This is a genomic window from Halocatena pleomorpha, from assembly GCF_003862495.1.
Classification (GTDB): Archaea; Halobacteriota; Halobacteria; order Halobacteriales; family Haloarculaceae; genus Halocatena; species Halocatena pleomorpha.
In genome coordinates this window covers 1-11,741 of the sequence record NZ_RRCH01000033.1, presented here as the reverse complement: position 1 = coordinate 11,741, position 11,741 = coordinate 1, and the positions used below count along the sequence as shown (strand labels likewise).

13 protein-coding genes are annotated in these 11,741 nt (G+C 52.9%); 9 read left to right on the top strand and 4 right to left on the bottom strand.

Going from position 1 to position 11,741, the window contains the following annotated elements; translation table 11 throughout:
* The first annotated feature begins 45 nt into the window (after positions 1-45).
* Positions 46-651 carry an HD domain-containing protein gene (locus EIK79_RS14965; protein WP_124956110.1) on the top strand — a complete coding sequence of 202 codons (606 nt, stop codon included), beginning with the start codon at positions 46-48 and terminating at the stop codon, positions 649-651.
* 106 nt (positions 652-757) lie between these two features.
* On the opposite strand, the gene EIK79_RS14960 is transcribed toward EIK79_RS14965, so the two are convergent.
* A complete protein-coding gene (locus EIK79_RS14960) occupies positions 758-949 on the bottom strand; it encodes a hypothetical protein (RefSeq protein WP_124956108.1) in 192 nt (63 codons plus the stop codon).
* Positions 950-1,794: 845 nt separating this feature from the next.
* On the opposite strand from EIK79_RS14960, the gene EIK79_RS14950 reads away from it, so the two are divergent.
* On the top strand, positions 1,795-2,220 hold the full coding sequence (locus EIK79_RS14950; protein ID WP_185715661.1) for an IS630 family transposase: 426 nt from the start codon (positions 1,795-1,797) through the stop codon (positions 2,218-2,220).
* Between the two features lie 450 nt (positions 2,221-2,670).
* Here the strand turns inward: EIK79_RS14950 and EIK79_RS18825 are convergent, their stop codons facing one another.
* A complete protein-coding gene (locus EIK79_RS18825; protein WP_233738195.1) occupies positions 2,671-3,636 on the bottom strand; it encodes a thermonuclease family protein in 966 nt (321 codons plus the stop codon).
* Between the two features lie 792 nt (positions 3,637-4,428).
* On the opposite strand from EIK79_RS18825, the gene EIK79_RS14940 reads away from it, so the two are divergent.
* The gene (locus EIK79_RS14940) at positions 4,429-5,628 is read left to right on the top strand and encodes a Cdc6/Cdc18 family protein (protein WP_124956104.1); all 1,200 of its coding nucleotides are present in this window, start codon (positions 4,429-4,431) and stop codon (positions 5,626-5,628) included.
* A 135-nt stretch (positions 5,629-5,763) separates the two neighbouring features.
* On the opposite strand, the gene EIK79_RS14935 is transcribed toward EIK79_RS14940, so the two are convergent.
* Positions 5,764-6,009 (bottom strand): hypothetical protein, encoded by a 246-nt coding sequence (locus tag EIK79_RS14935; RefSeq protein WP_124956102.1) that lies wholly within the window; start codon positions 6,007-6,009, stop codon positions 5,764-5,766.
* 762 nt (positions 6,010-6,771) lie between these two features.
* Positions 6,772-7,032 (bottom strand): hypothetical protein, encoded by a 261-nt coding sequence (locus EIK79_RS18530; protein WP_221621768.1) that lies wholly within the window; start codon positions 7,030-7,032, stop codon positions 6,772-6,774.
* Between the two features lie 200 nt (positions 7,033-7,232).
* Here EIK79_RS18530 and EIK79_RS14925 point away from each other — a divergent pair, with 200 nt between their 5' ends.
* The 6 genes from EIK79_RS14925 to EIK79_RS18230 all read left to right on the top strand — a co-directional run bounded on the left by EIK79_RS14925 (position 7,233) and on the right by EIK79_RS18230 (position 11,244).
* Positions 7,233-7,469, top strand: a complete 237-nt coding sequence (locus EIK79_RS14925) for a restriction endonuclease (RefSeq protein ID WP_124956098.1) — start codon at positions 7,233-7,235, stop codon at positions 7,467-7,469.
* Positions 7,438-8,145, top strand: a complete 708-nt coding sequence (locus tag EIK79_RS14920) for a restriction endonuclease (RefSeq protein ID WP_185715659.1) — start codon at positions 7,438-7,440, stop codon at positions 8,143-8,145. Before EIK79_RS14925 ends, EIK79_RS14920 begins: the two co-directional genes overlap by 32 nt.
* Positions 8,146-8,842: 697 nt before the next feature.
* Positions 8,843-9,565, top strand: coding sequence for an endonuclease NucS (gene nucS, locus EIK79_RS14915; protein ID WP_124956094.1), 723 nt, complete (start codon positions 8,843-8,845; stop codon positions 9,563-9,565).
* Between the two features lie 166 nt (positions 9,566-9,731).
* Complete coding sequence (locus EIK79_RS14910) at positions 9,732-10,349, top strand: hypothetical protein (RefSeq protein ID WP_124956092.1); 618 nt, start codon at positions 9,732-9,734, stop codon at positions 10,347-10,349.
* Positions 10,350-10,617: 268 nt separating this feature from the next.
* Positions 10,618-11,049, top strand: coding sequence for a pyridoxamine 5'-phosphate oxidase family protein (locus tag EIK79_RS14905; RefSeq protein WP_124956090.1), 432 nt, complete (start codon positions 10,618-10,620; stop codon positions 11,047-11,049).
* An 18-nt stretch (positions 11,050-11,067) separates the two neighbouring features.
* The gene (locus EIK79_RS18230; protein WP_185715658.1) at positions 11,068-11,244 is read left to right on the top strand and encodes a hypothetical protein; all 177 of its coding nucleotides are present in this window, start codon (positions 11,068-11,070) and stop codon (positions 11,242-11,244) included.
* The last annotated feature ends 497 nt before the right edge of the window (positions 11,245-11,741 follow it).

The window sequence follows — 11,741 nt, the reverse complement described above, 5'->3', positions numbered from 1 at the left end:
CGATAAACACTTATTTGCAAGCAAATTATTTGGAATACAGAACCTATGACACGAGTTGACTCACTTTTAGAAGCGTATGAACTGAAGGACGAACTTCGATCGGGGTGGGTTCTACGAGGAATCGAAGACCCGGAATCTGTTGCAGCCCACACTTGGGGAACTGCTATGCTCTGTCTTCTCTTTGCCGATGAGGCCGGTATCAATCCAAATGAAGCGGTTTCAATGGCGCTGGTTCATGATCTCGCTGAGGCACGGACTGGTGATATCCCAACACGAGCTGAAGAAGGTGCGCAGAGAATTCATCCGGACACCAAGGAACAGCAGGAAAAGGAAGTCATGCGAGACCTCGCGAATGGGCTTGCAAGCCAGCTATTCCAAGAGCTGTGGGAAGAATATGAAGCTCGCAACACGCCGCTTTCTCAGTTTACCAAGGACATGGATTTAATTGACAATTGCTTACAGGCTCTTAAATATGAACGTCAGGAGCGATACGATAAGACCGAAGACAACGAGAACTTCATTGAGTACGATCACTTGGACGAGTTCTTCGCAACAGCCGAACCGCGAATCCAGACGGACATTGGAGAGGAATTGTTCACCACGATTGAAGAGCGATACCGGAACCAGTTCGATACGGAGGTAAAGCAATGACCATATTTATCGGTAGAGGAAGAATGTGCGATCCCTCTTAGAACAAACCAGTAAGGAGATCGTGACGACTTCCTGAGAAATCCAAGCGAACCCGTTACCACAGGAATCACTCAACAACCGGGAGATAGCGTTCCTGCCTCGCCACAGAAACGATCATCAGGATATGCCGACAAATGTGCCATACAAGGCGAATATCGACGGCCCGAGGTGACGGCGCGCTTCCGTGGTCGGTGTCGGTACAGCGTTGGGGCAGTTCGAGACAGAGGTCAAACAGCGCGCCGATCTTGTAGATAACCATCTGAAATATTTGTCCTCGGTCACGTCGCGCTGCTCAGTCAACGTGAAATCTATCCGGTGGCCAACGGTTATTTCCCGCACCGCCTGAGCTACGCGGATTGTTCCCCCCTCTGGATGAGGATCAACGCATGGGCCAGCGCATATCTCAATGTTCACTGCATCCTCTCGTATTCGAACCAGAACGCGGGAACGATAGCGTCGGTTCTGGATTAAGCATTCGGTCATCGAGCCAGCTATCGATCGCGCTGCGCTGGTGGGTAGTCTCTTGGGAGTCGGTTGAGGCGCGAATGTAGGTCGCATAGCGACTCATCTGAGTACGACGTACTGACCGGGTGCTATCTATACAAAGAATAGGGGTTACTGACAGTCTGTCAGCAGGGAGATGCCTGCTGACAGGGTGAGAGGGGTCCGCCCCAATCGGCACGAAGCCTTAGTCAACAAGATGCCTTTGTCACCCACCGATTGCTGACTAAGACCAAAACCCTGCTTCTCGTCCCGTCGACGGCGAACATATCACTCAGCATATCAGTCTGAAAAGTATATAGCGTCATATGATATATAGAGATTCGACGGCGGATCTCGATCGCAGGCTCGCGCCATCCTGTCACGGGCCTCGATCGCTTCGAAGTCCAGGAGTATCCGAGCGACAGTCTGCTACCTGAATCAAGGAGAGAGTCCCGCCGTTGAGTGATCTGCGAAAGAGTTGAACCCTTATAGAGCCTCTCTATGGCGATGAAGAGCAATCGGCGAGGTCTGGTAGTGAATCTGTCGGGTGGTGAGATTGATCACGCGATTACAGATGCTCAGAAGGCAGACGAGATCCATCTCGTCCGGTGACTGCGTTATGTGAAGAACCTCTATCACGACGATACGCGTGAGGAAGCCGGCGACCGCGTTGGGATTTCCCGATCCACAACGCGGAGGTGGACACGCGCGTGGAATGAGGGTGGCGTTGAAGGCCTCCGTCCAGGCTTCGGCGGCGGCCGCCCGCCGAAACTCACCAATGCACAGTTCGACGAACTCTGTGATATTCTCGAAGAAGGCCAGCCCTGGACGCCACGAGCGATCCACGCACTTATCGAAGAACGCTACGGTGTCACCTACGATCCGGCTCACTTGAGCCGGAAGTTACGCGAGAGTAGGATGCACTACGCCAACCCCCGTCCAATGGATCCCAGGAGTCCAGAGAACGCAGATGAAATACTCGCCGAGCGCCTTGGCGAGGCACTCGACGAGGAGGATACCGATGAACAGGAGGATGATCCAGTCTAACGAGAACGCGACCGGCGGGCATTTAAGTCGTTCTCGCAACAAGGTGGAGATATAGACGGGAGTTTTGCGCTCGGTCCGTTCTGTTCGTGGAGGGGATGATACCTACCACCCATGGGAGCACTATTCTGGATCCGGAATACCAGTTGCTGAACGAACGATCGGGAGAGGACTGCAGCTCATGCATTCCCACTTCCATCGATGGATTGCCTCGCCAGTCGAGTTGTTTCTAGAGCCGCCCAACACGGCGGACAGAACAACGGTCCGTTGGAAAAATCGGCCTCGTCGATGGTTGCGTATGAGGTTCCATCCGGATCAATGATGGTTTCACGATCTCTCTCAGCGGCTCGAAAGCGGGTTTCACAGTGTGGACACTGCGGGCGTCCCCGCTCGTCGAGACCGTCGGACCGGGAATAATTGTGCATGGTCGTTGTTTTTATATGATTTCTGGAATTAATACCGGACCCCACACGCTACTCCGTCTTCATCGGCATCAAGCTCTGACGGATCGTCCGGATTATTCTGCATGTACGTCCTGAGCACTTCATCCGGATACCCGTCGAAGTCACCGCAGTCGTATGGATCGGGCAGGTCGCCGTCGTTGCTCGGAGGCGGGAGGTCAACAGTCGACGCTGTCTCCGTCGGTTCAGCGCGTTCGAAGGCCCAGAGCCCACGGTTGTTACTTTGCGCTTCTTCTTCGAGTTGTCCGAACTCATCGCGGAGCGTAAATGAGGAGTCGTCATAGCGGCGTGCGTAGCCCTTCTCAATGAGCTCCTGATTGAAGTTCTCGCCGTCGACGTACACATAGGCCAAGAGACGCCCGTAGGACCCACGTGTATCGCCCTCGGGATCGGTGACGATCCGGACTTGCTTGCTACCGATATCCTCTACAGCAAAAGAAGTAGCGCGATCCGCCCAGTCGAGCAGCCACTCGCTCCCGTGAGCGGTGTCAGGCACATTGAATTCTGACGGATCTTCATTCTGTGGCAGTGTTTCCGGAGTATCGACACCAATCAGTCGCACGGTGTCAGTCGAGCCGTCCGTGAATTCGACCTCGATCGTGTCACCGTCCGTCACGTCCGTGACTGTCGCCAGCCTCGCAGTTCCACCGTCGATCGGACTGTCGACATCGTCCGAGTCGGTGGGCGGCGGTGTCGTTGTCGTCGTCGTTGGTGTCGGTGTCGGTGAGGTACTCGTCGGCGTCGGCGGTGTTGTTGAGGTGGCCGACGTTGGTGTTGCTGTGGGTGTCGTCGTGGAGGAAGTAGTCGTCACTGTTGCCGATGGCGTAGCTGTCTGAGCCGGACTGGGTGTCGTCGTCTCAGTGTCAGTCGGAGCAGCAGCGTCGTCCGATCCGGCACAGCCAGCCAACGGAACCATAATCACAAGCACCACGACCGCAAGCGTCTGTTTTTGAAGCATTGTCTCAGCCCTCAAAACAGCCGACAATAAGCTTTCTGGCAGATGCTCCCGTACCTATGAGTTGCTCAGCATATTTCGCTCCCCTCATCGAAGCATGACGGTGACTCAAAGGGGTGGTTGGGATGATGATCGACAGCAACTCCAATGCGTTTTTAAATTCAACGGACAGGGAAAGGAAGGACGATTGACAGTTGTTGTGCCGGTGAGATTCGGATATGGACGTTGCCCTCTTGATTTGGCCCCCTCGTTTCCTGAGTTTCCTAAGAGCCATTTCTTTAAGTACCACCCACCCTCCTTGCTTCCGGAGAGTGTGGCTCCTGGTAGAATCCGCTGAATTTCCTTACCCCTCGTTTCCTGAGTTTCCTGAGAGTGGTTCGTTTAAGTACCCCACACTCTCCTCGTTTCCTGAGTGACTGTACATGGATACTGCACCAATAATAGATGGTTGCTAGAAGAGGGAAAGCTATAAGTAAAAGTGTATCAAACAGTTGCCGTACTGGGAGAAAATCTGGTTCTCTACTAGAGACAATTTTCTAGAACTAGTTATCTAGGAGACTAGCTAGCGTTATTGTTTGTAAGATATAATGAAAATACACTCATATATCGTTAGCCTATACCGATTGCTAGCCACTTTCTCGATACTCGGGAAATGAGGAGAGTGTGGGGTTTATAAACAATCGTCACTCGGGAAACTCAAGAAATAGGGGAGTGGGGGTAGTATATAAGTAAATCACTCTCGGGAAACTCAGGAAACGAGGGGGTTTATGTGGATGGAACGCAAGGCGATAGACGATGGGATTAGAACCGTTCACACCAGGGGATTCCATCTTCGAGAATGAGGATATCCTCCGAGACAGTCACCAACCAGAGACGTTGCTAGAACGGGAAGACGAATTGAGAGAGTACCAATCTTCTCTTCAACCGGTTATCAACGGGGCTCGTCCACGTAACATCTTTTTATATGGACAAACGGGCGTTGGAAAGACAGTTGCAACCGACATGGTCATCGATCGTCTCCAAACAGACCAAAAGAAGATCGATAATCTAGACGTACACTCAATCAATATCATCTGCAAAAATCTAACTTCATCTTATCAGGTTGCCGTGAAACTGGTGAACCAGTTTCGTCCAAAAGACCAGAGGCTTCCATCTACTGGGTATCCACCAGACACAGTGTATGAATTTCTGTGGGACCATCTCAAAGAAATCGACGCCACACACGTACTATTCATCCTCGACGAGATCGACGCCGTAGGCAAGGATGATAATATTCTTTACGAATTACCCCGATGTAACGACAACGGAAACGTCCCTCCCGAGATAACGAAAGTTGGTGTGATCGGGATTAGTAACAATTTCACCTTTCGAGAGCAGTTATCTGCCCGGGTCACAGACTCGCTCTGCGATGAAGAGATCCATTTCCCGCCATACGATTCGGATCAGCTTCGGTCAATCCTGCACCAAAGAGCAGAGCGTGCTTTTATTAGTGGTGTCCTAGAGGACGATGTCGTCCCGTTGGCAGCGGCCATTGCTGGACAGGAGTCCGGGTCTGCTCGACAAGCTCTCAAGCTGTTATTTAAAGCTGGAGATCTTGCGAGGGGTGACAACGCGAAGGCAGTCACCGAATCTCATATGCGTGAGGCTGAACCACTCATAAAGGAGGGTAAGATAAAAAGTGAACTCCAGTCACTCCCTGCACAGAGCCATATTACGTTATATGCTTTGCTAAGGCTACACGAGAAGGACAATTTGCCTGCCAAAACAGGAGAAATATACGACGAATATGAAAAAGCAGCATCACACTTCCAAACCCAGAAAAAAACAGACAGGACGATTCGAAATCGGCTCAATCAGCTGAATCTTAAGGGATTTCTGACTGTTGACGAAAAAAACATGGGATCGAGGGGAGGGAGTTATTATGTCTATCAATTTGGGGTCCGACCTGAACTGATTCAAAACGTACTGGAAAACATCGATCGAGTCGAGGTTTAGTATAGATTCCCCGTAGCTTGGCTCTCCACTAGGTTAGATCTTTATCGGTTCGTTAGATGAGCACTGTTTCTAACCATATTACGTCACTTCTGACTATGAACAGTATTCAGCTTCAGAGATAGATCCAATAATTGGTTAGCTTGGAGATATCAAAAGTGTCACTGGTCCTTCCGGATCGCGTTTGTCGATCCGTTCAACGGGAATATCACTGTCCGAGAGCTGGGAGCGGATCGACTCACTCATTCTTGCCGGTTCATACTGCTCGCGGCCCGACGTTGTTTGTGGCGGCGACCGTGACTGGAACAGCCACCACCCAAGCGCCACACCAAAACATAGTCCCCACATCAACAGCGGGAGGCGATCGAATAGCAACAAGACCATGTCTAGTAACTCCTATATGATTACCAGCAAATAGGATATAAATCATGCGCTGAAAAAAGAATGGAGGCGAACCTTTCGGGGCTCCACCCAGACCACTCCTAGCATGTTTCCGCCCATCCCACTCTCGTTGGCGGGGACGTGGTAGTCTTTGCACCCGTTGAGTACTTCTCAATATCTAGTCCATGTACGTCTTGTGCCTCTCAAAGCACTCCTCATTGTACCTGACTTGTGCCCAAAGGAGCGAAGACGAACAAGGGGATGTATAGTAGCGATTACAGGGGCCTCACTATATAGTAACTCAAAAAGACAGTCTATACCTAAAAATTATTATCTAATGTATTCATGTTTGTATATTATACAATAATCAGATATTGATATTTATATATTCCCAGTATACATCCTAGCATATGGATTTCACAGCCGGACGTCTGCAGACTCTGCCAGGGTTCCACCAAAACAAGCCAAGAAGAAACGTCATTGTTGCCCTATCTTATCTGAGCATCGCTGTGGTTTTATTAGTATTTACAGTCTATTTACTTCCAATTATATGTGGCTTAGCTCTTGGTACTAACTACCGAGGGTGCGCCGATCGCCTCTCTCGATTACCGGGAATCCAGGAGGGCGGTGGAACGGTTACCACCATCGGTGGGTTTGGGTATGGCCTTGTCGTTCCCATTCTCGTCGTCGCCCCTGGTGGGAGTCCGGAGACAGCCAGTCCCACGACCAATACAACCGAAACAGGGACACCGACACCGACAGTGACTATGACACCACCGCTATCAAATACTCCCGACCCGACACCGACGTCGACTCCATCTCCAACGACCAAAACGACAACTGTCGTGAGTACTCCGTCCCCGACAGAAACACCGCCGCCATCCACCTCAACACCGACATCATCCACGCCAGAAACAACAAGTGAGACGCCTGAACCAACACCAACACCAACGCCGACACCGACACCGACTCCGACTCCGACGACGACAGACACACCAGCATCCGTCCCACCGACGACAGAGCCATCGACCTCTGATGACTCGGTTGATCTCCCCCCACCAAGCGGAGGCACAAGTGATCCCTACGATTGTTCTGACTTTGATACCCATGAACAGGCTCAGACGGTCCTCGAAGAGACACCTGGCGATCCATCAGGTTTGGATCGGGATGGTAATGGTATCGCGTGTGAATCACTTCAGTAAACGACGAACGTTCACAGCAATACAATGACGACCACACACAATTCGGACACGCTCCTCGACCAGTTGCAAACGATGGATGCCGACTCATTCGAATCATTCGTCGGTGAGCTCTGGGAGCGACAGGGATGGACCACGACGGTCTCTCAACTCAGTAATGATGCTGGCATTGATGTCGTTGCAACGAAAAACGATCCGTTCGATCAAAAGCACCTCATTCAGGCAAAACGGTATGGACCGACGACAACCGTCGGGGGGGCCTGATATCCAACAATACGCGAGTCTTAAACAGCAGGTGCCCGACGCAGACGCGGTCGTGATAGTCACAACGAATCGATTTACCACTCACGCACGAGACCGGGCGACCGAACTGAATGTCAAACTCGTCGACGGAAACGAACTCATCGCACTTATCGATGAAACTGATGCCTATGATCTCCTCGAAACCTATCTCAGTACGACTGAAACCGCAGCCAGTCCGTCACAGATTCCGAGCCCAGATCAACAAGAGCGCTCCACGTATGAGCGTGTACTGGAAACAGCGAGAGGATTTTCATGGAGAGACATATCTGCAGACGTATATCTCGGGTTTATCTTGATTGGCACCATCACCTGGTGTATTGGTCTTCTGTTCGGGATTGCTGGTGTCAATGGCGGCTTTATTGGTAGGGCTGCTGGTGTCGTAGCAATTAATAGTTGGATCATCCTTCCGGTCGCCCTCTACTATGAGGCCGCTCGTCTGGCTGACGCAACTGCGTGGGCACCACAGGGACTACTATATGCTGCTGGTGGTGGTATTCCGTTTGTTAATGCCATCGTTGGTGGATACTATCTCTACCGACGGCGACAGACATGTCTGGCTGAAGAAAACGAAGAACTTCTCGTTATAGAACGACAAGACGTGGCGGCTTCCCGTGAGGAGGATCAACAGTGGCGGTGAAATCGCAAAATAGCCATAAAGTAATCTGACATTCTCCTACGGCCACCCCCGTGCAGTTCTCCTAGTGAGAGAGTGCACCCACAGACCCAGAGCGAGTCCCAACAGCCATCGGGTGCAGAAGGTGAGCCTGACTAACTCACGGTAGAGAGAGTACTCCCGCTACGTTGTTGTCCCCATTGCCGATACTATCGTCCGGCAAAATCGTCCGGTTCCTCGTTCAGTCGCTCGGTTTCGTCGGCAGTCACTCCAGTAGGTACTCACCGCGACCGACGACCGCCACGATGAGGGAGTGATTTCATTAGCCTCACAGGGACCGTCGTCCTGACGACGGCCCAAGGGATGCGCGTTCACAATAGTATCGGCGTATTCACCAAGTGAGGAAGGCCTGCTTATCGGGATGGATGTCAGTGGCGACTGTCTGGGTGACAGCGAGCGGTGCACTGCTCCTTTAAGTGATTCTAGCGATAAGGTGAAGATATAGACGAGGTTCCGTGCGTGTTCTCCGGTGAGTAGTTTTGGGCCAGGTAATTTATTTCATGGAAAGAAGAGTTCGGATTCTCGTGACTCAGCATCCCGTTGTAGATCTTACCACTTCGCTTACTTCGAGTGTCACGTTAATAGACAACACGCACTTCAGTCGGTGGTGTGCTCGGGCAGTATATCAACCTCCAAGAGGCGCGACCGGTCAACAACAGCTATGGGCGTGACAACACGATCACGGCCGGATGTCCACACGGCCGCTGAACTCATCGATGAGAGCCTCGATGCCGGTCATGTTTGCTCGATCGTCGGTCGGTGTACGGTGGCCTATGATGGGCGCACCCAGAGCACGCTACCGGCGGGCGAGCGCCTCGTCGTCTGCAAACCTGATGGAACACTCCTCGTTCACCACGCCGCCGGCCACAAGCCCGTCAACTGGCAACCGCCCGGCGGTACGCACGACATCACGCTCATCGATGGCGAACTCCACCTCCAGAGTCGCCGCGATGCACCCGACGAACGCGTTGAGATCCGCTTTACCGACCTGCGTCAGGTCTCGGCGTATGCGCTTGAAGAGGACCACGACCGCGATGTGACCGGCAGCGAAGACGATCTCCGTCAGCGCATTCTTGAACAGCCCACACTCGTCGAGGAGGGCTTTCAGCCTCGGATGACCGAACGTGAGACGAGTGCCGGGCCAGTCGACATCTATGGGGTGGATGCCAATGGGACACCCGTCATCGTCGAATGTAAGCGCCGACGCGTCGGCCCCGACGCCGTCGGCCAACTCGCGCGTTATGTCGCTGCCGCCGAACGCGAATACACCACCAAAACCGTCCGCGGCATCCTCATTGCTCCCTCGATCACCGACCGGGCCGAGCGCGAACTTACCCAGCACGAGCTCAAATGGGTCGCGCTTGATCCAATTCACTCAGTATAACCGCTGAGAGACCACTACCGCCGGGCACGCAAGCATTATTCAGCTGTACAGAAACTATTTAATAGAGACGATCTGTTGCTGGAATAGATGGCTCGTCCGTCGTCGGTCAGCTTCTGACCGGAACCCCAGTCACGTCGCGTGGCTGATGGTTTTCGGTTAGATGACAATGACTGAGAATACTGACGCTGATGCAACTGAGCGGACTGGAAGCGATAGGAGTGGCCTCGTTCCTCTTCGCGAGGGAGAGGACTGTCGTCCGCCCTGCGCCACGGTGTCTCGACCGCCGTGCGATGCGTGCGAGCTCACTCACCACGACGGCCGGCAGGACATGGCTCTTGGTGACGAGACATACAGCGTGTGCGAACGCTGTTTCGAACTGCTCGAAGATGTACTCACACGGTACAACTGGTGGGACCGGCTGACGAAAGCCCACTACGATCGTGCTGGCGAGTGCTTTCAGTCACTCGATGCAGTGTGGTGTGTCAAAGCCAACGCGTATGCTGGCGGGGAGATATGGATTCACACGCCGTTCTGTGATGCAGCAGTCGTCAACGATGTCTGTGAGCACTTCGGCTTCCGCATCCGCTGGTTCAGCGTTGTCTGCCCAGATGAACACGGATTCGACTGTGTTCATGACCACGGCCCCTGTATCGAAATCAACCTTGTGTTCGACAACTGGAGAACGAAGCCACGTCCGCTGGAATATGACATCAGCGACGACGTGACCTACCGCGACGTAGAGTGGCTCAAAGACTACCACAAACTGTTCACCCGCGAGGACTGATCCCTCGAACAGAACGGGCAGTCGACGGCACTCTCGATCTAAGCCAGTACTACGAAACGATCGAGACCGATCGGAGCACTCCCCGGTATCGAGATGAACGAGAGTTAGACCGTGACTGCTGCTTCTTTAAGTGGTTCTGGCGATAAGGTGAAGATATAGACGAGGTTCCGTGCGTGTTTTCTGTTTTTGTCTCACAAGGAAGGGTCTCGTATTCTCGCAATTCAGTTGCGGCCGGCTAAGCTTTACTGATAGCGACTGAAGTCGGTGTATGGGAGTTCCATCCGCTGTTGCAGACCGAATCAGGGATGCCGATCTCGTGGCCTATCTTGCCACCCCGGTCAATGGCCGGCCCCACGTTGCTCCGGTCTGGTATGGCTACGACGACGGAGTACTCTCGGTCCTAACCACCGGGAAGAAGCTTGCAAATATACGGCAGAATCCACAAGTCGCCGTCTCAATCGAACAACACACTGCTGAAAACGCAGGGTGGATGGTGACCTTGTTGGGAACGGCAACAGTGGCTGATGAGGCAGCGCGTGTCAACGAGGCGGCGTGGGAGATATTTCCAAAATATATTGGTCCGGATGATGCGACATGGCCTGACTACCTGCAGCAAGCGCTCACCGATGACCCACCGGAATCGCTGGTCGAAATCGAAATCGAAATCGCGTCTGCGACCGCAACGCAACTCTCGCACTAAGTCGGGGCCGGAGGCAACATGCCTGCTGACAGCATTCAAGGATACTCAAAACAAACGACCGGCCGTGAGTCAGGGCGGCCGGTCATCACCACGCAGTTCGGTATTGCTGCTCTGAGTGATCTGACCGGCAACGATCATGGTGAAGCGACGATAGGCCCAGTTGGCGAGGCGTATCGGCTGATCAGACTCCTGTAAGGGGCTTCAACCCGTTTACCGTCTTGCTGTAACGGGGGAGATCGTGGAGAATCTTCGTCTTGGTGGTGAGAGTTCTGCTTGAATTGCCTCAGCTGTCGCTCTCGGCGTCTCCTCCAATCCTATTAGGGCAATTCTGGAACACGATGACACGCCGACGATCCCGCCAGCGATCCCTCCTTCAATTCTACTAGGTAGGTTCTGAAACCATCTTTCTGGCCGGTCGCTGTGATCTCGAACGGCCCTTCAATCCTACTAGGGTAGTTCTGGAACCAGGTCGTCGAAAAACATGAATCGGCCGTGCTTCAACTCGTCTAGGGTCCTGCTGTAACTCGACCCGACGTAGCCCTTGAAGAAGTCACCAAGGCTTCAACCCGTCTAGGGTCCTGCTGTAACATCGTTCACCAACGTCAACCTGTGTTCCTGTCGGTTGCTTCAACCCGTCTAGGGTCCTGCTGTAACGGACTCACCTGTTTCGCTGGAGACGTGGCGATAGCGCT

Excerpts from the sequence above, each read along its gene's own strand:
- EIK79_RS14940 (WP_124956104.1), top strand. The coding sequence starts at position 4,429 with ATGGGATTAGAACCGTTCACACCAGGGGATTCCATCTTCGAGAATGAG.
- EIK79_RS14935 (WP_124956102.1), bottom strand. The coding sequence starts at position 6,009 with ATGGTCTTGTTGCTATTCGATCGCCTCCCGCTGTTGATGTGGGGACTA.
- EIK79_RS14910 (WP_124956092.1), top strand. The coding sequence starts at position 9,732 with ATGACTGAGAATACTGACGCTGATGCAACTGAGCGGACTGGAAGCGAT.
- EIK79_RS14905 (WP_124956090.1), top strand. The coding sequence starts at position 10,618 with ATGGGAGTTCCATCCGCTGTTGCAGACCGAATCAGGGATGCCGATCTC.
- EIK79_RS14925 (WP_124956098.1), top strand. The coding sequence starts at position 7,233 with ATGACGACCACACACAATTCGGACACGCTCCTCGACCAGTTGCAAACG.
- EIK79_RS14920 (WP_185715659.1), top strand. The coding sequence starts at position 7,438 with ATGGACCGACGACAACCGTCGGGGGGGCCTGATATCCAACAATACGCG.
- EIK79_RS18230 (WP_185715658.1), top strand. The coding sequence starts at position 11,068 with ATGCCTGCTGACAGCATTCAAGGATACTCAAAACAAACGACCGGCCGT.
- nucS (WP_124956094.1), top strand. The coding sequence starts at position 8,843 with ATGGGCGTGACAACACGATCACGGCCGGATGTCCACACGGCCGCTGAA.
- EIK79_RS14965 (WP_124956110.1), top strand. The coding sequence starts at position 46 with ATGACACGAGTTGACTCACTTTTAGAAGCGTATGAACTGAAGGACGAA.
- EIK79_RS14960 (WP_124956108.1), bottom strand. The coding sequence starts at position 949 with ATGGTTATCTACAAGATCGGCGCGCTGTTTGACCTCTGTCTCGAACTG.
- EIK79_RS18530 (WP_221621768.1), bottom strand. The coding sequence starts at position 7,032 with ATGGCTCTGTCGTCGGTGGGACGGATGCTGGTGTGTCTGTCGTCGTCG.
- EIK79_RS18825 (WP_233738195.1), bottom strand. The coding sequence starts at position 3,636 with ATGCTTCAAAAACAGACGCTTGCGGTCGTGGTGCTTGTGATTATGGTT.